The 23,183-nt window shown below is 73.0% G+C and carries 24 protein-coding genes; 12 read left to right on the plus strand and 12 right to left on the minus strand.

What is annotated here, in order from left to right; genetic code table 11:
- Nucleotides 1-31: 31 nt before the first annotated feature.
- From pstA to ACIQGZ_RS28500, 9 genes are all read right to left on the minus strand, one after another.
- On the minus strand, nucleotides 32-1,105 hold the full coding sequence (pstA, locus tag ACIQGZ_RS28460) for a phosphate ABC transporter permease PstA (RefSeq protein WP_402607319.1): 1,074 nt from the start codon (nucleotides 1,103-1,105) through the stop codon (nucleotides 32-34).
- Entirely contained in the window at nucleotides 1,102-2,160 is a 1,059-nt protein-coding gene (pstC, locus tag ACIQGZ_RS28465) for a phosphate ABC transporter permease subunit PstC (RefSeq protein WP_402607322.1), read from the minus strand. Before pstC ends, pstA begins: the two co-directional genes overlap by 4 nt.
- A 221-nt stretch (nucleotides 2,161-2,381) precedes the next feature.
- Entirely contained in the window at nucleotides 2,382-3,551 is a 1,170-nt protein-coding gene (pstS, locus tag ACIQGZ_RS28470) for a phosphate ABC transporter substrate-binding protein PstS (protein WP_402607325.1), read from the minus strand.
- Nucleotides 3,552-3,795: 244 nt separating this feature from the next.
- Nucleotides 3,796-4,860, minus strand: coding sequence for a CHAD domain-containing protein (locus tag ACIQGZ_RS28475; RefSeq protein WP_402607328.1), 1,065 nt, complete (start codon nucleotides 4,858-4,860; stop codon nucleotides 3,796-3,798).
- Between the two features lie 158 nt (nucleotides 4,861-5,018).
- Nucleotides 5,019-7,274 (minus strand): RNA degradosome polyphosphate kinase, encoded by a 2,256-nt coding sequence (locus ACIQGZ_RS28480; protein ID WP_402607330.1) that lies wholly within the window; start codon nucleotides 7,272-7,274, stop codon nucleotides 5,019-5,021.
- A 320-nt stretch (nucleotides 7,275-7,594) separates the two neighbouring features.
- A complete protein-coding gene (gene mshD, locus ACIQGZ_RS28485) occupies nucleotides 7,595-8,563 on the minus strand; it encodes a mycothiol synthase (protein ID WP_402607333.1) in 969 nt (322 codons plus the stop codon).
- Between the two features lie 71 nt (nucleotides 8,564-8,634).
- A complete protein-coding gene (locus ACIQGZ_RS28490) occupies nucleotides 8,635-10,113 on the minus strand; it encodes an ATP-binding protein (protein ID WP_402607335.1) in 1,479 nt (492 codons plus the stop codon).
- Between the two features lie 5 nt (nucleotides 10,114-10,118).
- Nucleotides 10,119-10,877 (minus strand): response regulator transcription factor, encoded by a 759-nt coding sequence (locus ACIQGZ_RS28495; RefSeq protein ID WP_402607338.1) that lies wholly within the window; start codon nucleotides 10,875-10,877, stop codon nucleotides 10,119-10,121.
- A gap of 140 nt (nucleotides 10,878-11,017) precedes the next feature.
- Nucleotides 11,018-12,217, minus strand: coding sequence for a S1C family serine protease (locus tag ACIQGZ_RS28500; RefSeq protein WP_402607340.1), 1,200 nt, complete (start codon nucleotides 12,215-12,217; stop codon nucleotides 11,018-11,020).
- 823 nt (nucleotides 12,218-13,040) lie between these two features.
- Here ACIQGZ_RS28500 and ACIQGZ_RS28505 point away from each other — a divergent pair.
- Together ACIQGZ_RS28505 and ACIQGZ_RS28510 are read left to right on the plus strand one after the other, a co-directional pair.
- Nucleotides 13,041-13,295, plus strand: a complete 255-nt coding sequence (locus ACIQGZ_RS28505; protein ID WP_402607343.1) for a type II toxin-antitoxin system VapB family antitoxin — start codon at nucleotides 13,041-13,043, stop codon at nucleotides 13,293-13,295.
- Entirely contained in the window at nucleotides 13,295-13,708 is a 414-nt protein-coding gene (locus ACIQGZ_RS28510) for a PIN domain nuclease (RefSeq protein WP_402607345.1), read from the plus strand. The genes ACIQGZ_RS28505 and ACIQGZ_RS28510 overlap by 1 nt, the downstream gene beginning before the upstream one ends.
- 94 nt (nucleotides 13,709-13,802) lie before the next feature.
- Here ACIQGZ_RS28510 and ACIQGZ_RS28515 read toward each other — a convergent pair whose 3' ends face one another.
- The gene (locus ACIQGZ_RS28515) at nucleotides 13,803-14,846 is read right to left on the minus strand and encodes a LacI family DNA-binding transcriptional regulator (RefSeq protein WP_402607347.1); all 1,044 of its coding nucleotides are present in this window, start codon (nucleotides 14,844-14,846) and stop codon (nucleotides 13,803-13,805) included.
- 160 nt (nucleotides 14,847-15,006) lie between these two features.
- Nucleotides 15,007-15,726: a winged-helix domain-containing protein gene (locus ACIQGZ_RS28520; RefSeq protein WP_402607350.1), complete on the minus strand. Its 720-nt coding sequence runs from the start codon at nucleotides 15,724-15,726 to the stop codon at nucleotides 15,007-15,009.
- A 462-nt stretch (nucleotides 15,727-16,188) separates the two neighbouring features.
- On the opposite strand from ACIQGZ_RS28520, the gene ACIQGZ_RS28525 reads away from it, so the two are divergent.
- The 7 genes from ACIQGZ_RS28525 to ACIQGZ_RS28555 all read left to right on the plus strand — a co-directional run bounded on the left by ACIQGZ_RS28525 (nucleotide 16,189) and on the right by ACIQGZ_RS28555 (nucleotide 20,292).
- A complete protein-coding gene (locus ACIQGZ_RS28525; RefSeq protein WP_402607352.1) occupies nucleotides 16,189-17,010 on the plus strand; it encodes an alpha/beta hydrolase family protein in 822 nt (273 codons plus the stop codon).
- Between the two features lie 68 nt (nucleotides 17,011-17,078).
- Nucleotides 17,079-17,354 carry a MoaD/ThiS family protein gene (locus ACIQGZ_RS28530; protein ID WP_402607354.1) on the plus strand — a complete coding sequence of 92 codons (276 nt, stop codon included), beginning with the start codon at nucleotides 17,079-17,081 and terminating at the stop codon, nucleotides 17,352-17,354.
- A gap of 105 nt (nucleotides 17,355-17,459) precedes the next feature.
- Entirely contained in the window at nucleotides 17,460-18,173 is a 714-nt protein-coding gene (locus tag ACIQGZ_RS28535; protein WP_402607356.1) for a DUF2993 domain-containing protein, read from the plus strand.
- Nucleotides 18,174-18,437: 264 nt separating this feature from the next.
- On the plus strand, nucleotides 18,438-18,518 hold the full coding sequence (locus ACIQGZ_RS28540) for an Ms5788A family Cys-rich leader peptide (RefSeq protein ID WP_377274234.1): 81 nt from the start codon (nucleotides 18,438-18,440) through the stop codon (nucleotides 18,516-18,518).
- 271 nt (nucleotides 18,519-18,789) lie between these two features.
- The gene (locus tag ACIQGZ_RS28545) at nucleotides 18,790-19,629 is read left to right on the plus strand and encodes a sulfurtransferase (RefSeq protein ID WP_402607359.1); all 840 of its coding nucleotides are present in this window, start codon (nucleotides 18,790-18,792) and stop codon (nucleotides 19,627-19,629) included.
- A 44-nt stretch (nucleotides 19,630-19,673) separates the two neighbouring features.
- Nucleotides 19,674-19,964, plus strand: coding sequence for a DUF1416 domain-containing protein (locus ACIQGZ_RS28550; RefSeq protein ID WP_402607362.1), 291 nt, complete (start codon nucleotides 19,674-19,676; stop codon nucleotides 19,962-19,964).
- A 127-nt stretch (nucleotides 19,965-20,091) separates the two neighbouring features.
- Nucleotides 20,092-20,292, plus strand: a complete 201-nt coding sequence (locus ACIQGZ_RS28555) for a DUF3099 domain-containing protein (protein ID WP_402607364.1) — start codon at nucleotides 20,092-20,094, stop codon at nucleotides 20,290-20,292.
- A 30-nt stretch (nucleotides 20,293-20,322) separates the two neighbouring features.
- On the opposite strand, the gene ACIQGZ_RS28560 is transcribed toward ACIQGZ_RS28555, so the two are convergent.
- Entirely contained in the window at nucleotides 20,323-20,685 is a 363-nt protein-coding gene (locus ACIQGZ_RS28560; RefSeq protein WP_402607366.1) for a DsrE family protein, read from the minus strand.
- A 313-nt stretch (nucleotides 20,686-20,998) separates the two neighbouring features.
- Here ACIQGZ_RS28560 and ACIQGZ_RS28565 point away from each other — a divergent pair, with 313 nt between their 5' ends.
- From ACIQGZ_RS28565 to ACIQGZ_RS28575, 3 genes are all read left to right on the plus strand, one after another.
- Nucleotides 20,999-21,598: an FABP family protein gene (locus tag ACIQGZ_RS28565; protein ID WP_402607436.1), complete on the plus strand. Its 600-nt coding sequence runs from the start codon at nucleotides 20,999-21,001 to the stop codon at nucleotides 21,596-21,598.
- Nucleotides 21,599-21,704: 106 nt separating this feature from the next.
- Nucleotides 21,705-22,166 (plus strand): Fur family transcriptional regulator, encoded by a 462-nt coding sequence (locus tag ACIQGZ_RS28570; RefSeq protein ID WP_402607368.1) that lies wholly within the window; start codon nucleotides 21,705-21,707, stop codon nucleotides 22,164-22,166.
- Nucleotides 22,167-22,175: 9 nt separating this feature from the next.
- Nucleotides 22,176-23,141 carry a YgfZ/GcvT domain-containing protein gene (locus tag ACIQGZ_RS28575; protein ID WP_402607371.1) on the plus strand — a complete coding sequence of 322 codons (966 nt, stop codon included), beginning with the start codon at nucleotides 22,176-22,178 and terminating at the stop codon, nucleotides 23,139-23,141.
- Nucleotides 23,142-23,183 lie beyond the last annotated feature (42 nt).

The raw sequence follows: 23,183 nt of genomic DNA on the forward strand, positions 1-23,183 counted from the left end.
TTCTCTCGTTCTTCGTGGCGCGTCGGGGGGATCAGCGGTCGGACTTGGGCGAACGCCACCGGGCGACGGCCCGCGCGACCAGGTTCAGGCCCATCACGATGGCGATCAGCACCAGGGCGGCGCCCCAGGCGCGGGCGTACGTCTGGTCGTTGCCCAGCGAGTACTGGTGCCAGATGTAGAGCGGCAGCGACTCCTGCGCGTCCTGGAACGGATTGGTGTTGATCACGTCGGTGGTGAAGCAGAGCAGCAGCACCGGGGCGGTCTCGCCGGTGATCCGGGCGACGGCCAGCATGATGCCGGTGGTGATGCCGCCGATCGCGGTGGGCAGCACGATCCGCACGATGGTCTTCCACTTGGGTACGCCCAGCGCGTACGCGGCCTCGCGCAGCTCGCCCGGGACCAGCTTGAGCATCTCCTCGGTGGAGCGGACGACCACCGGCATCATCAGGATCGACAGCGCCATGCTGCCCGCGAAGCCGGAGAAGCTGAAGCCCAGGATGATGATCCAGAAGGAGAGGACGAACAGGCCCGCCACGATGGAGGGCACACCCGTCATCACGTCCACGAAGAAGGTGACGGCCTTGGCGAGCTTCCCCCGGCCGTACTCCACCAGGTAGACGGCGGTGAGCAGGCCGATCGGGGCGGCGATCAGGGTGGCCAGGCCGACCTGCTCCAGGGTGCCCAGGATGGCGTGGTAGATGCCGCCGCCGGGCTCCGAGCTGATCACGCCGTTCATGGAGTGGCTGAGGAAGGTCGCGTCGACCACCCCGGCGCCCTGCTGGACGGTGTAGACGGTCAGCGAGACCAGCGGCACCATCGCCAGGATGAAGCAGACCCAGACCAGGCTGGTGGCCAGCCGGTCCTTGGCCTGCCGGGGGCCCTCGACCGCTGCGGCCAGCGCATAGGAGCCGACCACGAAGACCATGGCGGCGATCAGGCCCCACTGGATGTGGCTGGAGAGCCCGGCGGCGGCGCCGACGGCGCAGCCGATCCCGATCGCGGCGGCCGCGGTGGCGGCGGGGGCCCACTTGGGCAGCCGGCCACCGGTGAGCGACTGGCCGACCGGCGCGGCGGCGCCGGTGCGGTGTTCGACGTCGGTGCTCATGCGCCCGCCCCCGAGAACTCCTTGCGCCGCGCGACGATCATCCGGGCGGCGGCGTTGACCAGCAGGGTGATCACGAACAGCATCAGACCGGAGGCGATCAGGGCGCTGCGCCCGGTGTCGAACGCCTCACCGAACTTGGCGGCGATGTTCTGGGCGAAGGTGCCGCCGCCCGGGTCCAGCAGATGCAGATCGAGCTTCTCCGAGGGGGAGAGCACGGTGGCCACCGCCATGGTCTCGCCGAGCGCGCGGCCCAGGCCGAGCATCGAGGCGCTGATCACACCGGCGCGGCCGAACGGCAGCACGGCGGTGCGGATCATCTCCCAGCGGGTGGCGCCGAGGGCCAGCGCGGCCTCCTCGTGCATCCGGGGGGCCTGCCGGAAGACCTCCCGGCTGACGGCGGTGATGATCGGCAGCACCATGATGGCCAGCAGGATGCCCACGGTGAACAGGTTGCGCGGGGCGCTCCCGGCGACGTTGTCGTTCTGCGCGAAGAGGTACGTCCAGCCGAGGTGGCCGTTCATCCAGGCGGTGAGGCCGCTCAGGTGCGGCACCAGGAACAGGGCGCCCCACAGGCCGTACACGATGCTGGGCACCGCGGCGAGCAGATCGACCAGGTAGGCGATCGGCTGGGCCAGGCGGCGCGGGGCGTAGTGCGAGATGAACAGCGCGATGCCGATGGCGATCGGCACCGCGACGGCCATCGCGATCACCGAGCTGACCACGGTGCCGAACAGCAGCACGGCGATGCCGAAGACCGGCGGCGTGCCGTCCGGGTTCCACTCGAAGGTGGTGAAGAAGTTGCCGTGGTTGGCGCCGATGGACTTGGCGGCCTGCCAGCCGAGGAAGACCGCGATGGCGGCCATGATGGCCAGCAGCAGGATGCCGGAGCCCCGGGAGGCGGCCAGGAAGAGCGTGTCACCGATCCGGTTGCCGCTGCGGCGCCGGGTCCTGGCGGGGGCGGTGGCGTCGGAGCCGGCCGTGAGGAGGTCGAGCGGGGTGTCGTCGTCGGGGCCGTCGTCCCGGTCCTGCGGGACGGTCGGTGCGGGTGTGTCCATGGTTGTCGTCTCCGGTCTGAAGGCGCCGGCCCGTGCGGGGGCGGGCGCCTGGCGGCGGTGCACCGGACTGTCGGGGGTGTCGGGCTGGGGGCGGCGGGCTGGGGGCGTCGGGCTCAGGGGGCTGAGGGACTGCCGGCCCAGGGGGCTGGGCGGGGGTGCGGCGAAGCGTCCGCCGTGGCCGGCCCGCCCCCCGGAAGGGGCCGGCCACGGCGGACCGGGGATCAGGCCAGGGTCGGGATGACGGCCTTCACCTTGGAGGCGATCTCGGCGGGCAGCGGGACGTAGCCCTTGTCCGCGATGGCCTGCTGGGCCTCGTCGCTGATGGTGTAGTTCAGGAACGCCTTGACGCCGGGCAGGGTGTCGGCCTTGTTGCCCTTGTCGCAGACGATCTCGTACGTGACCAGCACCAGCGGGTACGCGCCGTCGGCCTTGGTGGCGTAGTCCAGGCTCAGCGCCAGGTCGCTGCCGGTGCCGGAGACCTGGGCCAGGCCGATGGTCTTGGCGGCGTTCTCGGCGGTGGCCTCGACGGGCTCGGCGGCACCGGTGGCGATCTTCGCCGTGTTCAGGCTGTTGTTCTGCGCGTACGACAGCTCGACATAGGTGATCGAGTTCTTCTGCTGCTTGACCTGGCCCGCCAGGCCGGCGCTGCCGGTCGCGCCCTGGCCGCCCTTGCCGACCCACTTCTTGTCGGCCTCGTACGGCCAGGCGCCCTTGTCGGCGGCGGCGACGAAGTAGGCGGTGAGGTTCTTGGTGGTGCCGGAGTCGTCCGAGCGGTGGTACGCCTGGATGTTGGCGTCCGGCAGCTTGACGCCCGGGTTGAGCTTGGCGATGGCCGGGTCGTTCCACTTGGTGATCTTCGAGTTGAAGATCTCGGCCAGCGTGGTGGCGTCCAGCACCAGGTTGTCGACACCCTCGACGTTGTAGGCGATGGCCACCGCCCCGCCGACCATCGGGAGGTCGATGCCCTGGCCGCCGGCGCAGACCTGCTTGGAGGCGTCGACCTCCTCGGGCTTCAGCGCGGCGTCGGAGCCGGCGAAGGCCACCTTGCCCTGGTTGAAGTTGGCGATGCCCGCGCCGGAGCCGTTGCCGTTGTAGTTGATCACGGTGCCGGAGCACTGGCCCTGGAAGGCGGCCTTCCACACCTCGATCGCGTTCGCCTGGGCGGTGGAGCCGGCCGCGAGCAGCTGGCCGCCCTTGCCGCAGTCGGCCGCGCCGCCGGTGGCGGTGTCGGTGGTGCTGCCCGCGGAGGTGGTGGCGGCAGCAGCAGGCGTCGAACCGGCGTTGGTCTTGCTGTTGTCGTCGGAGCCGCAGGCTGCGAGCGACAGCGAGCTGACGACAGCCAGGGCGCCGATCGCGAGGGCCTTGGAGCGGCCGTTCCGCTGGAGCTTCACTGTGGTCCCTTTCTGGCAGCCCCGTTGAGAGTCCTGACCTGGGGCTTCGCGGATTCCCGACGACCTTTCCGGGCGCCGTTGACCTCGACGTTAGGGCGGGCAGGTGAAGCGTCAGGCGGGCGCGAATGAACGGCCGGTGAACCTCGGAGGGACGCCAGGAAACTGCGGCCGGTAGTAACGGTTGCCTCACGGCCGGGACACGGCCGGGACACGGCCGGGGACACGGTCGGGCCCCGAGCGGGCGTCAGCGGACCCGGCCGGCCAGCTCCGACCAGCGGCGGCCGAAGGCATAGCGGGCCGCCTCCACCTCCAACCGCTGGTCGGTGTGGAGCACGCCCAGCACATAGGCCGTCGCCGGGGTGATCCGCGGCGTACGGGCGGCCGAAGCGGCGGCGCCGGCAGCGGCGGCGGCCTCCTGGTGCCGGTCCAGCACCTGGTCCAGCGCCGCCAGCCGGGCCGCCGTCCCCGCCGCCCAGCCGCCCAGCAGCGGCCCGCACACCTCCAGCACGCAGCGGGCCCGCCCCGCCAGCACCCGCACCAGCACCCAGGGCGCGTCATCGGCGTCCAGCGCCGCATCCGCGTCCGGTACGGCGGCGGCGTCGGCCGTGGCGGCGGGCAGCCGGTGCCGGGTGTCACCGTTGTACGGCGTGCCCGCGCGCGGCAGCGGCAGCGACCGGGCCGCCTCCGCCAGCGACCGCAGCGCCCGGTCCGCGTACGGCAGCAGCGCCTCCCCGGCCGGCGCCCCGGCCGCCGCCGTCAGCGGCACCTCCCCGGTCAGCAGCGCCATCCGGTCGGCCAGCGCGTGCAGCCGGGCCGAGCGCAGCTCCCCCAGCGCCGAGGTGTGCGCCCGGGAGCGGGCCGTACTCAGCTGCCGGTCCAGCAGCGCCCGCGCCTTGGCCGCCCCCGGATGCCCGGCCAGCATCCCGGTGGCGTCCGGCCGGGGGTCACCGGGGGGACGCCCGGACGCCGCCGTACCCGCCAGCGAGTCCAGCGCGCCCAGCAGCCGGGCCAGCTGCCGGGCACAGGACGGCTCCCGCAGCAGCAGCTCCCGCAGCCAGCCCAGCTCGGCCCGCAGCTGCCCCGCCCAGTCGGCCTCGACCAGCGGTTCGAAGGCGTACAGCGCGCCGTCCAGCCGGCGCAGGGCGGTCAGCAGCCCGTCGGCCTGGTCCTCCGGCCCGGCGAGCACCGGGGGCAGCGTGCGCAGGAACGCCGCCGCCTGCCCGCTCAGCTCGGCGGTGAGTACGTCCCCTGCGGTCGCCGGCAGGGGCGCCGGGGACGCGGTGGGCTGCGGCGAGAGCGCGTCGGTCATCTGGAGGGGTCCCCGTTCCCGCTGGGCGGTGGTTGGCGGCCGGGTGTCGGCCGGAGTTCTGCGGCCGGTCGGGCGGCCCTTGGCGCGGGCGGCGGCCCGGCCGCGCCCCGGCGGCCGTACGGCGGGCCACCGGTCCGGAGCCCGGCGGCCCTGCGGTCCTAGCGGCCGGCCTTGCCCCGGCGGCGTCTGCGCGACTCGATGAACAGCTCCTGCACATGCCGCAGCCGCCGGCCGTCCGCGTCGTGCCAGTGCCGGACCCAGCTGCCGTCCGGGCCCAGGTGCCAGGACGCCGTCTCGTCGGAGGTGCCCAGCTCCAGCAGCCCGGCCAGCTCGGCCCGCTGCGCAGGGTCGCTGACCCGGACCAGGGCCTCGATCCGGCGGTCCAGGTTGCGGTGCATCAGGTCGGCGCTGCCGATCCACACCTCCGGGTCGCCGCCGTTGCCGAAGACGAAGACCCGCGAGTGCTCCAGGAACCGCCCCAGCACGCTGCGTACCCGGATGTTCTCCGACAGCCCCGGCACGCCCGGCCGCACCGCGCAGATGCCGCGCACCCAGACGTCCACCGGCACCCCGGCCTGCGAGGCCCGGTAGAGGGCGTCCACCAGGGTCTCGTCCACGATCGAGTTGACCTTGATCTGCACCCGGGCCGGGCGGCCCGCCCGGTGGTGGCCGATCTCCTCGTGGATGCGGGAGACCAGGCCGTCGCGCAGACCGCGCGGGGCGACCAGCAGCCGCCGGTAGGACTCCCGGCGCGAGTAGCCCGACAGCCGGTTGAACAGGTCGGAGAGGTCCGCGCCCACCTGCTGGTCGGCGGTGAGCAACCCCAGGTCCTCGTAGAGCCGGGCCGTCTTGGGGTGGTAGTTGCCGGTGCCGACGTGCGCGTAACGGCGCAGCGTGTCGCCCTCCTGCCGCACCACCAGCGAGAGCTTGCAGTGGGTCTTCAGCCCGATCAGGCCGTAGACCACATGGCAGCCGGCCTCCTCCAGCTTGCGGGCCCACTTGATGTTGGCCTGCTCGTCGAACCGGGCCTTGATCTCCACCAGGACCAGCACCTGCTTGCCGGCCTCGGCGGCGTCGATCAGCGCGTCCACGATGGGGGAGTCGCCGCTGGTGCGGTAGAGCGTCTGCTTGATGGCCAGCACGTCCGGGTCGGCGGCGGCCTGCTCCAGGAACGCCTGCACCGAGGTGGAGAAGTTGTCGTACGGGTGGTGCAGCAGGACGTCCCGCTCCCGCATGGCGGCGAAGACGTCCGGGGCGGACGCCGACTCCACGTCGGTGAGGCCGCGCGCGGTGCCCGCGACGAACTTGGGGTACAGCAGCTCCGGCCGCTCCTGGTCGGCCAGCGCGAACAGGCCGGTCAGGTCGAGCGGGCCGGGCAGCGGGTAGACCTCCGCCTCGGTGATGTGCAGCTCGCGGACCAGCAGGTCCAGCACGTACGGGTCGATGGACTCCTCGACCTCCAGCCGGACCGGCGGGCCGAAGCGCCGCCGCATCAGCTCCTTCTCCAGCGCCTTGAGGATGTTCTCGGCGTCGTCCTCCTCGACTTCGAGGTCCTCGTTGCGGGTGACCCGGAAGGCGTGGTGGGCGAGCACCTCCATGCCGGGGAACAGCTCCTCCAGGTGGGCGCCCATCACGTCCTCCAGCGGCACGTACCGCTGCGGGGACGCCTCCAGGAAGCGGTGCAGCGACTGCGGCACCTTCACCCGGGCGAAGTGCTTGTGGCCGGAGAGCGGGTTGCGGACGACGACCGCGAGGTTCAGCGAGAGGCCCGATATGTACGGGAACGGGTGGGCCGGGTCGACCGCCAGCGGGGTGAGCACCGGGAAGATCCGCTGCCGGAAGAGGGTGTGCAGCCGGGCCTGCTCGCCCTCGGTGAGGTCGTCCCAGCGGACCAGCTCGATGCCCTCGGCCGCCAGCTCGGGCTGCACGTCCTGCTGGAAGGCGGCGGCGTGCCGGGCCATCAGCTCCCGGGAGCGGGTCCAGATCAGGTCCAGCACCTCGCGCGGCTGGAGGCCGGAGGCGGAGCGCTGGGCCACGCCGGTGGCGATCCGGCGCTTGAGGCCCGCCACCCGCACCATGAAGAACTCGTCCATGTTGCCGGCGAAGATCGCCAGGAACTTGGCCCGCTCCAGCAGCGGGGTCTCCGGGTCCTCGGCCAGCTCCAGCACCCGCGCGTTGAACGCCAGCCAGCTGCGCTCCCGGTCCAGGAAGCGGCCCGGCGGCAGCTCCTCCTCGAACTCGGGGAAGACCTCGTCGGGCGTGTCGCTGTCGACCAGGGCCGTCCCCGAGCCCAGCGGCACGCCGAGCGTCGCGGTGAGGCCGCTCGCGGGCGGCCGGTCGGCGCCGGAATCGGCGTCGGCCGGGCCGGCGGCGGCGGAGTCGGCGGAGTCGGCGGGGCGAGGGGTGGCGCTCATGGTCTCCAGCTCCTCCTGCGGGGCGACACCCGGCGCTGCCGGGTCCTCCTCCGCCGCATACCCCGCCGACGGCCCTTCGACGGCCCCCGGCGTCGGCGGTACCACCGCAGCCGGGGGCACGGTACGCGGGCAGCGGGCACGGCGCGGGGACGGCACAGCTGACTTCATTCCGTGATCGTCGCAACGGCGGTTGAATCCACGGTGAACTGCGGGTGGCGGGTGGGAGAGCCGATGCGGTCGCGCCGTGGTCGGCTTCGCCCACCCGGCCGTGGCGGGCCGGTCAGGTGCCTCCCGGTGTGTTACCGGAGGGGCGCGCCACCTCAGGGGGTGCGGTACATCAGGTCCACCTCGTGCACGCCGAAGCCCAGCCGCTCATACACCCGCAGCGCCGCCGGATTGTCCGCGTCCACGTACAGGATCGCCGCCCGCAGGTCCCGGTCCTCGACCAGGTGGCGCAGCCCGATGGCGGTCAGCGCCCGGCCGAGCCCGCTGCCCTGCTCCGCCGGGTCGACGCCCAGCACGTACACCTCGCCGACCTGCTCCTGACCGGGCACGCGGGGGTGCACCTTCGTCCAGTGGAAGCCGACCAGCCGCTCGTCCGCGCCGCTGCCCCGGACGGCCAGGAAGAAGCCCGCCGGGTCGAACCACGGCTCGGCCAGCCGCTCCGCCAGGTCGCGGCCGGTCCAGGAGCCCTGCTCGGGGTGGTGGGCGAAGGCGGTCGCGTTCAGCCGCAGCCAGGCGTCGTCGTCTCCGCCCGGCCGGAACGGGCGGACCGCCACGCCCGGCGGCAGCGCGGGCTGCGGCAGCTCGGCGTCCAGCTCCGGGCCGGGGGCGGGCAGCGGCCGCCGCAGCTGGCGCAGCTCGCGGAAGAGCTCCAGCCCGAGCAGCTCCGCCAGCCGCCGCCCCGCCGGGTGGCCGCCGTGCGCCCAGAGCCGCACCGGGCCGTCGGCGGCCTTGAGCAGCGCCTCCGCCAGCAGCCGGCCGTGCCCGGCGCCACGGTGCGCCGGGTCCACCACCAGCTCGGCGGTGGGCGGCTCACCCGGGGCGGAGCCGTCCAGCTGGGCGTAGCCGATCAGGGTGCCGTAGCCGTCGTGCTGGAGCAGGTGCCGCACCCCGGTCCGCTCGGCCCGCAGCTGCAGGCGGCCCTGCTCGGAGACGGCCGCCCGGCCGTCCTCGGCGGCGGCGGCCTCCAGCAGCGCGGCGATGCGCCGCCCGTCCTCCGGCGTGGGCACGGTGACGGTCTCGATGCGGTCCTCGGCGGGGCTCGTCCCCGCAGCAGCAGCGTCCATGGTCACGACCATACGACTGTCCACCGACGGCGCCGCCGAATCGTCCCCAGCTGATCGTTCCCGTTGATCGTTCAGGGCTGGCCGTCCCCCGCTGATCGGTCAGGGCGCCGGGCGATCGCCGGGAGGGCGGGCGGCGGCGTGGGGGCGCCGGGGAGCCGGACGGTGGCGAGGGTGCCGGGGTCGCCGTCCTCGGCCGGGCCGAGGGTGACCTCGCCGCCGCTGTCGCGGACGGTCTGGGCGACGATGGAGAGCCCGAGCCCGGAGCCGGGCAGCTGCCGGGACGACGGTGAGCGCCAGAACCGGTCGAAGACGTACGGCAGCTCGTCCGGTGCGATGCCCGGCCCCCGGTCGCGGACCGTGAGCCGCCCCTGAGCGAGCAGGACGTCCACGCTGCCGCCGGGCGGGCTGTACTTGACCGCGTTGTCCAGCAGGTTGATCAGCGCCCGCTCCAGCCCATGGGCACTGCCGCGTACGTACCAGGGGTCGAGCCGTACGTCGAAGTGCAGCCCCGGGCCGCGCAGCCTGCCCCGCTCCACCGCCCGGCCGGCGATCTCGTGCAGCGCCACCACGCCGGTCTCCCGGGCGGAGCGGCCGCTGCTGGGCCGGGACAGCTCCAGCAGGTCACCGATCAGGGTGGACAGCTCGCCCATCTGCGCCTTCATATGGCCGAGCAACCGGGTGCGGGTCTCCGGCGGCAGCGCGCGGCCGGTGTCGTCGCTGCGGACCAGCAGGTCGACATTGGTGCGCAGCGAGGTCAGCGGGGTGCGCAGCTCGTGCCCGGCGTCCGCGATCAGCCGGGTCTGCCGGTCGCGGGAGTTGGCCAGGGCGGTGCTCATGGCGTTGAAGGACTCGCTGAGCCGGGCGATCTCGTCCTTGCCCTCCACCGGGATGGTGGTGCCCACCTCCTCGGTACGGGCCACGTGCTCGACCACGTCGGTGAGCCGGTCCACCGGTTTGAGCGCGGCCCTGGCGACCAGCAGGCCGGCGCTGGAGGCCATGATCACACCGCAGGCGGCGACGATGGCCAGGCGCAGCGCGAGCGAGCTGAGCTGGCTGTCGACGAAGCCGGTGCCGGCGGCCACGGAGAGGGCGACGCCGGGGCCGATGTTGCGGGTGTAGACGCGGACCGGAGTGCCGTCGGTGAGGGTGCCGTACCGCTGGAGTTCGGTGCCCGGCGTGGCCGCGACCTCCCGGTCGGCGGTGGTCACGGTCACCGAGCTGTCGGTGGGCTGGCCGGTGATGGCGCACGGCGATCCGCTGGTGAGGACCAGGGTGACGTTGTCGGCGCGCAGTCCGGGCGGCGGGCGGCGGTCGATGCAGTACTGGCCGATGGCCTGGGCCGGGCCGAGCTGGCCGCCGGGGCCCAGGGTGATCTTGGATCTGAGGTTGTTGTCCAGTTGCTCGTACAGCTGGCCGCGTACCAGCACCCAGCAGGAGAACGCCGAGACCGCCACCGCCACCGCCACCGCGAGCGCGGTGAGCAGCGCCAGCCGGCGGCGCAGCGGGATGCGGCGGAACCAGCCCGTGGCGCTGTGGACGCGGTCGTTCATCGCCGTCAGGTGCTCCGGCCGGCGGCGCGCAGGGCGTAGCCGACGCCCCGGACGGTCTGGATCAGCCGGGGCAGTCCGCCGGCCTCGGTCTTGCGGCGCAGGTACATCACGTACACGTCCAGCGAGTTGGAGGAGGGCTCGAAGTCGAAGCCCCAGACCGCCTTGAGGATCTGCTCGCGGGTGAGCACCTGGCGGGGGTGCGACAGGAACATCTCCAGCAGCATGAACTCGGTGCGGGTCAGCTCCACCGGGTGGCCGTCGCGGGTGACCTCGCGGGTGGCGGTGTTCATCCGCAGGCCCTCGAAGGCCAGCACCTCGGCGTCGGCGGCCTCCTCCAGCCTGGCCGCCTCGGCCGCCAGCGCGCTGCGGCGCAGCAGCGCCCGCACCCGGGCGAACAGCTCGTCCAGCTCGAAGGGCTTGGCGAGGTAGTCGTCGGCGCCCACGTCCAGCCCGGTGACCCGGTCGCCGACCGCGTCGCGGGCGGTGAGCATCAGCACCGGCACGGTGTCGCCCCGGGACCGCATCCGGCGGACGGTGGTGAGGCCGTCCATCCTCGGCATCATGATGTCGAGCAGCACCAGTTCGGGCTTCTCGCGCTCCACCGCCGCCAGGGCCTCCAGGCCGTCGGTGGCGGTGCGCACGTCGTAGCCCTCGAAGGCGAGGCTGCTCTCCAGGGCGTCACGCAGGGCGGGCTCGTCGTCGACCACCAGGATGCGGGCGGTGGTGCCGAGCGCGTCGGGGCGGTCGGCGTCGGTGGGCGTCATGGTCGGCTGTCTCTCCAGTGTGAGCAGCGGGCCGGGGTGGGGGTCGGGCCCGCTGTTGTCCGGGATGTCCTGTTCTGTGGGGCGTCTGCTTGGGCCATTGTCCGCCGCTGCGGGTGAGGCGGCCATAAGGATTCGGCGGCTCACGCGGACAGGGTCCCGCCGGACTGGAGCTGGGGCAGCACCGCGCGGATGTCGTTGATCGGGATCGCGAAGCCCAGGCCGATGCTGCCGGGCTGGCTGCTGCTCTGGCTGCTGTCGGAGGAGGAGTACATCGCGGCGTTGAGGCCGATGACCTGGCCGGAGGCGTTGATCAGCGGGCCGCCGGAGTTGCCGGGGTTCAGGGCGGCGTCGGTCTGGAACGCCTTGTAGGTGGCGGTGGAGGAGGACGTGGTCGAGGTCGAGCCGGAGTCGTCGCCGTACGAGCCGCCGTACGACCCGCCGTACGAGCCGGAGCCGCCGCCCATGCCGGGCAGCCTCGGGTAGCCGAAGCCGCCGTTGTCGCGGGTGGACTCCTCGTCCACCTGCACGGTGACCTGGCGGTTCTTGGCGCTGATGATGCCGGAGGTGACGGTGCCGGTGAGGCCCTCGGGCGAGCCGATGGCCACCACCGCGTCGCCCACGGCCACGCTGCCGGAGTCGCCCAGGGTCGCGGGGGTGAGGCCGCTGACGCCGGCGGCCTTGATCACGGCCACGTCCAGGCTCTTGTCGGTACCGACCACCTTGGCGCTCGCGGTGGAGCCGTCGGCGAAGCTGACCGTGATGGCGCCGCCGTCGTCCACCGCTGCGGAGATCACGTGGTAGTTGGTGAGGATCTGGCCGGTGGCGGTGAGGATCACCCCGGTGCCGGTGTCGGCGCCGCTGTTCGACTTGACCGAGATCTCCACAACGCTGGGCGAGACGGCTGCTGCGATGGCGGCCACCGTGGAGGCGCCGGCGGAGGTCTTCCGGGAGACGGTGTCGGCGACGGTGCCGCTGCTCACGGCGGCGGAGCCGCCCCGGTCGGCGGCCACCACGCCGCCGGTGACGCCGCCGACCAGCGCGGCCAGGGCGGCGCCGGCGACGGCCAGGGCGAGCGTGCGGCGGGGCAGCGGGCGGCGGGGGCGGCGGTCGGCGCGGTGGCTGGGCGCTTCGGCGGCGGGGTCGGCGGGGTCGGGGTGCTCGGCGGCGGGGTCGGGGGTCGGCTGGGGGTTCGGCTGGGGGGTGGGGGCGCTGAAGTCCTCGCGGTAGGCGTACCCGGCGGGGTCGATGATGGTGCCCTCCAGCACGTGGGCGGTGGGGGGCTGCTGGGGGACGGGCGGGAGGGGCGTGGTGTCTGCGCTGGGGCGCTGCTGCTCGGTCATGGGACCAAGCTCCGCCGGGTCCATGAGAACGGGATGAGAGGAGGGTCAGAAGGGGGCGAGAAGCCTGTCGGATTCTCATAAGGCCAGGTGGGGGTGGGCCTCGGGGCCCTCCGGGGTGGGGGGCTTGTTTGGGGTGGGGCGCCACGGGGGTGGGTGGTTGGTCGCGCGGTTCCGCGCGCCCCTGGGGGCGACCGTGAGCGATCGCGCTGCCGGTGCGCGGTGGTGCTGCCGAGTGACGTTCTACCTGATCAGGCATTCCCACAGCGACGCCGGGTGGGCAGCACCCCGCTGAAGATACTGTTTCAGCGCCTGCGCGGACCGGCCGCCAGCGCCACGATACCGGGGGTGTACTGGCGGTCTCTGCACCTGACGGCCCTGGACGCCACCACCCTCGCGCTGGCCGACATGTCCGCCAATGCCGCCCACTTCGGACGGGTCCAGGCACGAACGACGTCGGCGGCTACCCGCTGGCCAGGGTCTCCGCCATCGTTCGAGGCGACCATCACCACTACCGACTCGGGAGGCGCCTCCCGTCGCAGCACCCTGCGACTGATCACCACCCTGCTAGACCACACCCGCTTCCCGGCCACCGAGGTCACCGCTCTCCACCACGGGAGATGGGAAGCGGGAGACCGCGTTCTTCGGCTCGAAGATCAGTCTTCGCGGGACCGGCAGGGTACTTCGCGGCGCTTGTCCACTTCCTCCATGCGCCGACCGTGCGGAGCTTCGCGCAAGCTTACCCGCAGAGCCGCAAAACGATATCACTCACCACCCAATAGTGGTATCGTTTTCCCTACTGGACACTGCGGAGGGAGACATCCACATGGCAAGGACCGTCATCGACCTCGACGAGGACATGGTCACCGAAGCCATGCGCATCTTCGGTACCAAGACGAAGGCGAAGGCTGTGCGTCTCGCCATGGAGGATGCCGTCAAGCGTCACCTGCGCCAAGAGCTCTTCGACGCCATGGATGCCGGCGAGCTCGACTTCAGCGAGATCATCGAGACCACCGGCCCGCGCAACGCCGACGGGTCCCTCAAGCGTGACAACGGTCAAGGCGAAGGCCGCGCTGCCTGATGCAGGACCGCTACCTGATTGACAAGTCCGCCCTAGCACGCTGGACGAAACCGGGCGTGAAGGAAGTTCTCAAGCCGTTGCACGAGCGCTACCTGCTCGCAGTGTGCCAACCCACCGAGTACGAGATGATCCATTCGGCACGGGACAACGCCGAGGCTACCCGCATCAGCACCTGGCTACACGCTTTTGACTACCTGCACACCGACGATGCCTTCAGTCGCGCTCTGGAAATCCAGCGCTACGCCCTCAACGCGGGCTCCCACCGCGCCCTGTCCCTGCCGGACCTGCTGATCGCCGCCACAGCCGAAGCCAATCGACGGACCGTCCTCCACTACGACGGCGACTTCGACATGATCGCCTCCCTCACTGGCCAGCCCACCGAATGGGTCGTCCCGCCCGGCACTGCCGACTGATGGAGACGTCAGCCGTTTCTGCCTGCGGTGATGTGTCTGGCGCTAGGCGCTGGAGTGCATCAATCGGAGCATGATCGAACTGGCACGGGGTGGCTCAGGCCGGGGTGTCGTCGCCGCAGCCGCAGGAGCGGCGGATCACCAGGCGGTTGGGGAACTGGCGGACCCGTTCGGTGTCGGAGCCGGGGACGAGCAGGGAGTCGTCCAGGACCAGGTCGACGGCGGCGCGGGCCATGGCGTCGCGGTCGGAGGCGATGGTGGTCAGCGGCGGGTCGCAGAACGACGCCTCGGGGATGTCGTCGAACCCGGTGACCGCCAGGTCCTGCGGCACCCGCAGCCCCAGCTCGCGGGCGGCCCGCAGCACGCCGATGGCCTGGTCGTCGGTGGAGCAGAAGATCGCCGGCGGCCGGTCGGGGGAGCCCAGCAGCTCCAGCGCAGCCCGGTAGGTCCCGTACCGGTCGAAGGGCGCCTCGACCAGGTGCTTGGCGGTGAGCACGCCGTGCGCCTCCATCGCCCGCGCCCAGCCCTCGATGTGGTCGACCACCGGGTCACCCGGCGCCGGGGAGGCCACCGGGCCGCCGAAGCAGGCGACGTACGGGTGGCCGTGCACCTCCAGCAGGTGGCGGACCGCAGCCTCGGCGCCGCCGACGTCGTCGGTGACCACCGCCACGTCGTCGATCCCCTCGGGGCGGCGGTGCAGCAGCACCACCCGGGCGCCCTCGATGGCGGCGAACTCCTCGGCGGCGCGCTCGGACGGCCCCTGGCTGACCAGGATCAGGCCGGAGACCCGCATGCCCAGGAAGGCGCGGACGTAGTGGACCTCGCGGTCGTCCCGGTAGTCGGAGTTGCCGATCAGCACCAGCTTGCCGCGCTCGGAGGCCACCCGCTCCACGGCGTGCGCCAGCTCGGCGAAGAACGGCTGCCGGGCGTCGGGGACGACCATGCCGATCAGATTGGTGCGGCGGCTGGCCATCGCCTGGGCCACGCTGTTCGGCCGGTAGCCGAGTTGTTCGATGGCGGCGAGCACCCGTTCCCTGGTCGCGGGCGCGACCGGGCGCGGACCGTTGTTGATGACATAGCTGACGACCGCGGTCGAGGTACCTGCCAGCTTTGCCACATCGTCACGCGTCACCTTGGGCACGCCCGGGATTCTACGCGGGTGGTCAACCGGGCCGCCGCGCGGTCCACCCTTTGGGAGCTTCGGCGGCCCGGGGGCGCCGCCGCGGCCGGCCCGCCACGGGGGCGGCGGGCCGGTCGCGCGGGGTCGGTCGGGGCGGGGTCGGGCCGGTGTCGGGCCGGTGTCAGGCCGGGGTCGGCGCGGGGGAGCGGTCGCCGGCCCGGTCGGGCTTCTCCGGGATGACGAACCGGTAGCCGACATTGCGCACGGTGCCGATCAACTGCTCGTGCTCCGGCCCCAGCTTGGCCCGCAGCCGCCGTACGTGGACGTCCACCGTGCGGGTGCCGCCGAAGTAGTCGTACCCCCAGACCTCCTGGAGCAGCTGGGCGCGGGTGAAGACCCGGCCGGGGTGCTGCGCCAGGTACTTCAGCAGCTCGAATTCCTTGAAGGTGAGGTCCAGCACCCGGCCCTTGAGCTTGGCCGAGTAGGTGGCCTCGTCCACCGAGAGGTCGCCGTTGCGGATCTCCATCGGGCTGTCGTCGGCGACCCCCTGCGCCGCCCGGCCCAGCGCCAGCCGCAGCCTGGCCTCCACCTCGGCGGGTCCTGCGGTGTCGAGCAGTACGTCGTCGACGCCCCACTCGGCGGTGACGGCCGCCAGGCCGCCCTCGGTGACGACCAGGAGCAGCGGGCAGCCGGGCCCGGTGGAGCGCAGCAGCTGGCACAGGCTGCGGATCTGCGGCAGGTCGCGCCGCCCGTCGATCAGGATGACGTCGGCGCTGGGGATGGTGACGAGGGCCGAGCCCTCGGCAGGCGCCACCCGAACGCCGTGCAGCAGCAGGCCGAGCGCGGGGAGCACTTCGGCGGATGGCTGGAGGGCATTGGTCAGCAGTAGCAGAGAACTCATACCCGGTGGGCCCCTTTCCGGGTCGTCGCGGTCGGTTCCGGTCCGCTGCCGCCGCAGTCGGTGGACACCGGGGTGAGGACGGCGGTGGCGGCCGGGGCCCGGAGCGGTCCGGCGGGCGCGGCGGGGAGTGCCCGCCGGGTGGCACGGGTCCGGCGCCGGAGGTCCCGCGACCCTCGGTGTCCCGTGTCCGCCCTGCCCGTCATGGTGCGACCCTTTCGGTGTCCCGCCCCTCGCCCGGTCGGGGAGGGGCGCCCCGTGCCGGGCGGCGGCCCGGTGACGGGTTCGGCTCGGTGGCCGACCGCCGGGTGCACTCCGTCGTGCGGTGGCGGCCGTACCGTCCGGGGCGGGCGGCACGGGGTGGCGTACCGGCCGATCCGGACGTATCCGTACTGGCGTCCTCTAAGCACAAAAGGACCCGGGGGCGACTCTGCCCGGGTCCTTCACATCAGCAGAATAACTCACATGACTGGCAGTACGAAGGTCCGGAATACCGCCGAGCGGGGCCCGGCGGGCTGGGGCGCGCCCTGCGAGGCGCTGCTGACCGCCGCCGACGGGACCCGGGTGCACGCCGCCCACCGGCCGGGTCCGGCCGGTGCGGCCACGGCGTTCGTGGTGGCGCACGGGTTCACCGGGGCGGTGGAGCGGCCGGCGGTGCGGCGGGCGGCGCGGGTGTTCGCCCGGCACGGCGCGGTGGTGACGTTCTCCTTCCGTGGGCACGGCCGTTCGGGTGGTCTCTCCACGGTGGGCGACCGCGAGGTGCTGGACCTCCGGGCGGCGGTGGGGTGGGCGCGTTCGCTGGGCCACCGGCGGGTCGCCACGGTGGGCTTCTCGCTGGGCGGGGCGGTGGTCGTCCGGCATGCGGCGCTGTACGGCGGGGTGGCGGCGGTGGCGGCGGTGAGCGCCCCGGCGCGCTGGTACTACCGGGGTACGGCGCCGATGCGGCGGCTGCACCGGCTGGTGATGCACCCGGTGGGCCGGGGGGTGGCCCGGTACGGGCTGCGCACCAGGATCGACCCGCAGGAGTGGACGGCGCTGCCGGTGCCGCCGGTGGAGGCGGCGGCGCGGCTGGGGGGCACCCCGCTGCTGGTGGTGCACGGCGACCGCGACGCGTACTTCCCGCTGGACCACCCCCGGTCGCTGCACGCGGCGGCGCGGGCGGCGGGCGGCGACGCGGAGCTGTGGATCGAGCCGGGGTTCGGCCACGCCGAGAACGCCGCCGATGAGCCGCTGCTCGACCGGATCGGCGCCCGGCTGGCGCGGTGGGCGGCCGAGGGCACCGCATGATGGGGGGTGGACGGGCGGGCACGGCCCGGCCGGGACGAGTACGGCGACGAGGACGAGGAGTGGCGGCCATGACAGCACCGACGGCGCCCGCCGGGACCATCCGCTACTGGGCGGCGGCCAAGGCCGAGGCGGGGACCGCCGAGGAGCCGTACCGGGCGGCGACCCTGGCCGAGGCGCTGGCCCAGGCGCGCTCCGCCCGCGCCGACCGGCCGCGCTTCGCGCAGCTGCTCGGGCACTGCTCGTTCCTGGTGGACGGCCGTCCGGTGGGGGGCCGCGACCATGCGGCGGTGGAGCTGGCCGAGGGCGGCACGGTGGAGGTGCTGCCGCCGTTCGCGGGCGGCTGAGCAGGCGGGACGCGCTGCGGTCGTACGGCATGATGGTCGGCTCGGAACCGTGCCCCGCACCGGGGCGTCTGAAGCCCACGACGGAACCACCGATGAGGGAGCCCCATGCGCGCCTGGACCAAACTCTTGATCGCGCTGGTGATCCTGGCCGGCCTCTTCGTCGCGGTCGACCGGATCGCCGTCGGGGTGGCGGACTCCAAGGTGGCCGAGCGAATCCAGAGCCATGAGCACCTGAACACCAAGCCGCATGTCTCCATCGAGGGCTTCCCCTTCCTCACCCAGGTGCTCTCCAAGAAGCTGGACAGCGTGCGGCTCTCCGCCGACGACCTGGAGATCAGCGGCGGCGGCCACAAGGCCACGCTGCGGTCCTTCACCGCGCACATCAGCGGTGTCCGGGTGAACAGCAGCTTCTCCTCCGCCACCGCCGACAGCGCCCAGGGCACCGCGCTGATCAGCTACGCCGACCTCACCTCGCTGCTGGGCCAGGGCGCCACCCTCTCCTACGCCGGGGACGGCAAGGTCAAGATCACCGGCAAGGTCGACACCCCGCTGGGCAAGGTGGACGGCAGCGGTACCGCGCGGCTGGCGGTGCGCAAGGGGAACTCCATCACGGTGGGCGATGTCTCGGTCAGCGCCCTCGGCGGCGGGATCGACCTGGGCAGCCTTCCCGGCGGCGTGGGGTCGGCGCTCGGTTCGCTGCTGGCGCCGTCGCTGAAGCTCGCCGGGCTGCCGGTCGGGCTCAGCCTGGAGTCGGTGCAGCCGCAGGCCGACGGTGTGTCGATCGGCTTCACCGGCCACAACCTCAACCTGGCGGGCTGACCCCGGCCGGCACCCCCCGCCCGTACGCTCCGGGCTCCGCTCCGTCCCGTCCGCTCCGCGAGACGCCGTGTCCAGCCCGGCTCGCGGAGCGGACGCGTTCCCGGCCTCGGCCCTGGGGCGCGGGGGGCCGCTTCGGCGCTGGTCGGGCCCGGATGGGTGGCGAATCGGCCCCGCACCGGCATTCATATCAGCATCCGAACAAGAATGTCTCAGTATGCGATACGCCCATGACATGCGGTGCGCCCAGTCCCTAGCATCGTCAGCATGAAGCGACAGGCGGATCTCACGAAGCGGCGGGCGGTCGACCTGTGCCGCGTCTCCGCCTGCCTGTGTCGAATGTCCTGAGCGGACGGCATCTCCCGGCAGCTCCGACTGCCGTCCCCGCCGGTGAAACGGCCTCCCGGTGCGCCGAGCCCCCAGCATCCGGGCCCGCAGGCACCATCGAAGAGCACCAAGCCCGACCGCGCCCCCGCCCGGGAATCCGGCCCCGTACCGGACACCGCCGCGCGGCAGCGACGGGCGCATCTCCACTTCCGCAACTGCCCCGCCCTTCCGCAACTGCCCCGCCCTTCCGAAACTGCCCCGCCCTTCCGAAACTGCCCCGGAGGAGAACCCCATGAGCCGCAGCGACGTCCTGGTCGACGCTGACTGGGTCCAGGCCCACCTGGACGACCCGAAGGTCGTCATCGTCGAGGTCGACGAGGACACCTCCGCGTACGACAAGAACCACATCCGCAACGCCGTCCGGATCGACTGGAAGACCGACCTCCAGGACCCGGTGCGCCGCGACTTCATCGACCAGGCCGGCTTCGAGAAGCTGCTCTCCGAGAAGGGCATCGCCAACGACGACCTGGTCGTCCTCTACGGCGGCAACAACAACTGGTTCGCGGCCTACGCCTACTGGTACTTCAAGCTCTACGGCCACGAGTCGGTGAAGCTCCTCGACGGCGGCCGCAAGAAGTGGGAGCTCGACTCGCGCGACCTGGTGGCCGAGGTGCCCCAGCGCGCGGCCACCGAGTACCGGGCCAAGGCCCAGGACACCTCCATCCGCGCCTTCCGCGACGAGGTCGTCGCCGCGATCGGCACCCTGAACCTGGTCGACGTGCGCTCGCCCGACGAGTTCTCCGGCAAGCTGCTGGCCCCGGCCCACCTCCCGCAGGAGCAGTCGCAGCGCCCCGGCCACATCCCGACGTCCCGCAACATCCCGTGGTCCAAGAACGCCAACGACGACGGCACCTTCAAGTCGGACGCCGACCTCAAGGCCCTCTACGAGGCCGAGGGCGTCGACCTGGCCAAGGACACCATCGCGCTGTGCCGGATCGGGGAGCGCTCCTCGCTCACCTGGTTCGTGCTGCACGAGCTGCTGGACCAGCCGAACGTCAAGAACTACGACGGCTCCTGGACCGAGTACGGCAGCCTGGTCGGCGTGCCGATCGAGCTCGGCGCGGCCGAGTAACCCCCCCATCCATCCGACCGTCCCACCACAAGGAGAACAGGCACATGTGCGGTGCGAAGGCCGGCGGCCCCGACCTGGCAGGAGTTGACGTGGCGAACGAGACCATCATCCAGGGTTCGGTGACCCGCGACGGCGAGCCGGTCAACGGCTATGTGCGCCTGCTCGACGAGGGCGGCGAGTTCACGGCCGAGGTCCCCACCTCGGCGACCGGGCAGTTCCGCTTCTTCGCGGCCCCCGGTACGTGGACGCTGCGCGCCCTCGTCCCCGGCGCGACCGTGGACCGCAAGGTCGTCGCCCAGCAGGGTGCGTTCACCGAGGTCGCCATCGCCGTCTGACCGACGGCACCCGGCAGGACCGGACGGAGCCCGGCCACGGAGCGATCCGCGGCCGGGCTCCCGTGCGCCCGGCCGCGCACCGGTCGCGTACTGCCTGCGTACCGGCCGCCGGACGTACGGTGGAGGCATGCAGGCGCGACGACGGCGTGCGTACTTCGCCATGATGGGCGTGTGCGTGCTGCTCTTCGTACTGGCGTGGGCCGTGGTCCGGCTCTGGTCGGTCCCCGCCGCCATCGCCATGTGCGTGGTGGCCATGGTCATCCCGCCGTGCGCCGCGATCGTCGCCAACCGGCGCGGCCCGGACGACCGCTGGTGGGACGAGAAGTGAGCAGCCCCGGACGGAGCGGGGCGCGCCCGGTCAGTAGACCAGCGCCTGCACCCCGTCCGCGACGGCCTCGCTGACGAAGACCTGCGCCCCGGCGATCCGCACCCCCGCCAGCACGTCCTGCTGGGTGATGTCCCGGCGCGCCGCGCACTGGGTGCACAGGGTGACCGAGCCGCCCGCCAGCACCGCGTCCAGCAGCTCCGGCAGCGGCGCCGAGTGCGGCAGCTCGAACTCCGCCGCCCGCCCCGGCAGCGCGAACCACGCCGACTCCCCGGTCAGCCAGAGCGACACCTCGACCCCGCTGGCGACCGCCACCGCCGCCACCGTGAACGCCTGCGAGCAGCGCTCCGGCGCGTCCGCCCCGGCGGTGACCTTGATGACCAGCTTCTTCGCCACAGCCCGCTCCTCATGTCGTACGGCGACCGGCGCCAGCCTACGCGGTGGGCCTCCCGGCGATCCGCCGTACACCGCGCACTAGACTGCCCGTGCAGCCGTACCCTCACCATCGAAGCCTTGAGGAGCACAGAGGTGCTTGAGACCGCCTACACCGTCCTGCTCGCCGTGGTGGCTGTCGCCATCGTCTGGTTCGCGGTCTTCGCCGTCCTGAAGCTGTACCAGGGCCAGCGCTGACATCGGGGTACGGTGGGGGGTGGCCCGGCGCCACCCGCCGACCCGCCGTCCCGCGAGACCCCGAGGCATGACCAGGACCATGATCGAGATCCCCTCCGACCTCCACAAGGACGTCGTACCGCTCGCCTTCCTCCTCGGCACCTGGGAGGGCGCGGGAGTCTTCGCCCCCCTCGATGACACGAGGCCGGGGTACGACAAGTGCAACTTCGGCCAGGAGGTCGTCTTCCGCCACGACGGCCGGGCCTTCCTGGAGTACCGCTCCCGCACCTGGGTGCTGGACGAGGCCGGGAACAAGGTCCGCCCGCTGGAGAACGAGTCCGGCTTCTGGCGGATCACCAGCAACGCCGGCGGCGCCGCCGGCGTCCGCGGCATCGAGGTCGCCATGGTGCGCGACGAGGGCGTCATCGAGATCTGGTACGGCGAGCTGGCCGACGGCAAGCCGCAGATCGAGCTGGCCACCGACGCCGTCGCCCGCAGCCGGACCGCGGCCCCCTACAGCGGCGGCAAGCGGCTCTACGGGCTGGTCGGCGGCGAGCTGATGTGGGTCGGCGAGAAGGCCGCCCCCGAGATCCCGCTGCGCCCGTACATGTCCGCGCAGCTCAAGAAGGTGCTCAACCCGGCCAAGCTGCTGGAGGACATCGCGGACCTGCCGGACGACGGCATAGCCTTCTTCCGCTGAGCCCCGCACCGCCCGGTCCTCCGCTCCGCCGTACGCCCCCGCATCCGGCCCCCGGTCCCTAGACTGGGGGCCGGCGGACGCCGAAGCGCGCGAGGGATTGAGAGCCGTGGCCAGGACCAGCAGCGAGAGCAGCCCCACCGACTGGAAGACGGAGCTGCGCACCCGCGGCTACCGCCTCACCCCGCAGCGCCAGCTGGTCCTGGAAGCCGTGGACGCCCTGGACCACGCCACGCCCGACGACATCCTCACCCAGGTGCGCCGGACCGCCAGCGGCGTCAACATCTCCACCGTCTACCGCACCCTGGAGCTGCTGGAGGAGCTGGGCCTGGTCTCGCACGCCCACCTCGGCCACGGCGCGCCGACGTACCACCTCGCGGACCGCCACCACCACATGCACCTGGTCTGCCGCGACTGCGGCAAGGTCACCGAGACGGACACCTCGGTCGCCGCCCCGCTGATCGACCGGCTGCGCGCGGAGTACGGCTTCGACACCGACATGAAGCACTTCGCCATCTTCGGCCGCTGCGCGGAGTGCACCGCCCGCCACCAGTCCACCGCCGCCTCGTAAGGTGGGGTCATGAGGAGCCCGCTGCTGTCCCTGCCCGGTGCCGTCCCCGCCGAAGGAGCCGACGAGGGGGTCGCCGCGCACTACGGCGACATCTTCCGCGAACAGCGCCGGCTGGCCGCCGGCACCGGCTTCGTCGACCTCTCGCACCGGGGCGTGGTCACCGTCAGCGGCGAGGACCGGCTCAGCTGGCTGCACCTGCTGCTCACCCAGCACGTCAGCGAGCTGCGGCCGCAGCAGGCCACCGAGGCGCTGATCCTCTCCCCGCACGGCCACGTCGAGCACGCGCTGTACCTGGTGGACGACGGGACGACCGCCTGGGCCCATGTCGAGCCCGGCACCCAGCAGGCGCTGATCGGCTACCTGGAGAGCATGAAGTTCTTCTACCGGGTGGAGGTCACCGACGCCACCGGCGACTACGCCGTGGTCCACCTCCCGGCGGGTTCCATCGCGGAGCCGACCGGCGCCGCCGCCCTCCGCGAGACCCCCTGGGGCCGCGACCTGTTCGTGCCGCGCGCCGAGCTGCCCGCGCTGGCCGAGGGCTGGGGGCAGCCGGCCGGGATCTGGGCGTACGAGGCGCTGCGGATCGAGGCGCACCGGCCCCGGCTGGGCTTCGAGACCGACCACCGCACCATCCCGCACGAGGTGGACTGGCTGACCACCGCCGTCCACCTCCAGAAGGGCTGCTACCGGGGGCAGGAGACGGTCGCCCGGGTGCACAACCTCGGCCGCCCGCCGCGCCGGCTGGTCTTCCTGCACCTGGACGGCACCGAGGAGCTGCTGCCCGCCCACGGCACCGAGGTCCGGCTCGCCGCCGACGGCCCGGACGGCCGCCCGGTCGGCTTCGTCACCTCCGCCGCCCGCCACTTCGAGCTGGGCCCGGTGGCGCTGGCGCTGGTCAAGCGGAACGTCCCGCTGGACGCCCTGCTGCTGGCCGGCACCGTACCGGCTGGCCAGGAGGTCGTCGTACCGCAGTAGTCGTACCGCGGTGGCCGGGCCGTCGTCGTCCTGGCGGCCCGG

Source organism: Streptomyces sp. NPDC092296 (assembly GCF_044755465.1).
GTDB lineage: Bacteria > Actinomycetota > Actinomycetes > Streptomycetales > Streptomycetaceae > Peterkaempfera.

Bases quoted from the DNA above. Each gene is read 5' to 3' on its own strand.
- ACIQGZ_RS28530 (WP_402607354.1), top strand. From the start codon at position 17,079: ATGACAGCACCGACGGCGCCCGCCGGGACCATCCGCTACTGGGCGGCG.
- ACIQGZ_RS28495 (WP_402607338.1), bottom strand. From the start codon at position 10,877: ATGACGCCCACCGACGCCGACCGCCCCGACGCGCTCGGCACCACCGCC.
- ACIQGZ_RS28510 (WP_402607345.1), top strand. From the start codon at position 13,295: ATGCAGGACCGCTACCTGATTGACAAGTCCGCCCTAGCACGCTGGACG.
- ACIQGZ_RS28555 (WP_402607364.1), top strand. From the start codon at position 20,092: ATGCAGGCGCGACGACGGCGTGCGTACTTCGCCATGATGGGCGTGTGC.
- ACIQGZ_RS28520 (WP_402607350.1), bottom strand. From the start codon at position 15,726: ATGAGTTCTCTGCTACTGCTGACCAATGCCCTCCAGCCATCCGCCGAA.
- ACIQGZ_RS28500 (WP_402607340.1), bottom strand. From the start codon at position 12,217: ATGACCGAGCAGCAGCGCCCCAGCGCAGACACCACGCCCCTCCCGCCC.
- ACIQGZ_RS28480 (WP_402607330.1), bottom strand. From the start codon at position 7,274: ATGAGCGCCACCCCTCGCCCCGCCGACTCCGCCGACTCCGCCGCCGCC.
- ACIQGZ_RS28505 (WP_402607343.1), top strand. From the start codon at position 13,041: ATGGCAAGGACCGTCATCGACCTCGACGAGGACATGGTCACCGAAGCC.
- ACIQGZ_RS28525 (WP_402607352.1), top strand. From the start codon at position 16,189: ATGACTGGCAGTACGAAGGTCCGGAATACCGCCGAGCGGGGCCCGGCG.
- ACIQGZ_RS28540 (WP_377274234.1), top strand. From the start codon at position 18,438: ATGAAGCGACAGGCGGATCTCACGAAGCGGCGGGCGGTCGACCTGTGC.
- ACIQGZ_RS28575 (WP_402607371.1), top strand. From the start codon at position 22,176: ATGAGGAGCCCGCTGCTGTCCCTGCCCGGTGCCGTCCCCGCCGAAGGA.
- ACIQGZ_RS28490 (WP_402607335.1), bottom strand. From the start codon at position 10,113: ATGAACGACCGCGTCCACAGCGCCACGGGCTGGTTCCGCCGCATCCCG.
- ACIQGZ_RS28550 (WP_402607362.1), top strand. From the start codon at position 19,674: ATGTGCGGTGCGAAGGCCGGCGGCCCCGACCTGGCAGGAGTTGACGTG.
- ACIQGZ_RS28535 (WP_402607356.1), top strand. From the start codon at position 17,460: ATGCGCGCCTGGACCAAACTCTTGATCGCGCTGGTGATCCTGGCCGGC.
- pstA (WP_402607319.1), bottom strand. From the start codon at position 1,105: ATGAGCACCGACGTCGAACACCGCACCGGCGCCGCCGCGCCGGTCGGC.
- ACIQGZ_RS28545 (WP_402607359.1), top strand. From the start codon at position 18,790: ATGAGCCGCAGCGACGTCCTGGTCGACGCTGACTGGGTCCAGGCCCAC.
- pstC (WP_402607322.1), bottom strand. From the start codon at position 2,160: ATGGACACACCCGCACCGACCGTCCCGCAGGACCGGGACGACGGCCCC.
- ACIQGZ_RS28565 (WP_402607436.1), top strand. From the start codon at position 20,999: ATGATCGAGATCCCCTCCGACCTCCACAAGGACGTCGTACCGCTCGCC.
- ACIQGZ_RS28475 (WP_402607328.1), bottom strand. From the start codon at position 4,860: ATGACCGACGCGCTCTCGCCGCAGCCCACCGCGTCCCCGGCGCCCCTG.
- mshD (WP_402607333.1), bottom strand. From the start codon at position 8,563: ATGGACGCTGCTGCTGCGGGGACGAGCCCCGCCGAGGACCGCATCGAG.